Origin of the sequence: Morganella morganii H1r, from assembly GCF_000633515.1 — a bacterium.
Taxonomy (GTDB): domain Bacteria; phylum Pseudomonadota; class Gammaproteobacteria; order Enterobacterales; family Enterobacteriaceae; genus Morganella; species Morganella morganii_B.
This window is the reverse complement of record NZ_AYMP01000095.1, coordinates 1-710: the sequence shown is the minus strand read 5'-3', so window position 1 is coordinate 710 and position 710 is coordinate 1. Positions and strand designations below refer to the sequence as shown.

At 37.7% G+C, this 710-nt stretch carries 1 protein-coding gene; it reads right to left on the bottom strand.

Features of this window, described 5'->3' with window-relative positions; all coding sequences use genetic code 11:
- Positions 1-148 precede the first annotated feature (148 nt).
- On the bottom strand, positions 149-710 hold a 562-nt coding region (locus tag U868_RS0123045; protein WP_025155338.1), incomplete at its 5' end, for a universal stress protein.

Sequence of the window (710 nt, the reverse complement as noted above, 5' to 3'; positions counted from 1 at the left end):
ACTCGCATGGGCTACTGTACTTATCAGGATAGAAGCACACACGCCATGGGGAACCTGAACGCATACACTCTCAGCGTATGTCTCCACAATTATTTTAATTATCTTTAGCTTGATATAATTATATTGATCTGGTGATCGGCTCCTTTTCTTAACGGACTATAAACACAGATATTTCAGCGTACTTAGCCAGAAATGATGCGGTTGAACCAAGGATATGAGTTTTAAAGCTCGGGTGTCTGGCACCAATGATTATCAAATCTGCTTTAATTTCTCTCGATGCTCGAATGATATCGTCATTTGCGTTTCCAATTTTGATAATCAAATGTTTTCTTTCATCAGGTATCTGAATATTTTTAACAATATCCATTAGTTTTTTTTCTGCCATGTCGGCCCGCTCAGTATCCGATTCCAGCTTTTCGGTACTTTTGGGATAGATATCGCCATCATCATAATATTCATCAATGGATGGGAGTACCGTTAAAAAATAAAAATGGATACCCAGTTTATCTGAGTAATCATGCAACTCAGATATGATTGTTTCAGCTAATATCATCTGCTTAGGGTCAACGGGAACTAGGATTGTACTATGCATAGTTATCTCTTCTGTCTGGAATGCCATAATCGTTAGTATAGTATGCCAACGAAAAAATAATCCGAATATATATTCAGGTTGCAGGTATAATATCAAAACCAACACGCCAAAGGTCGCC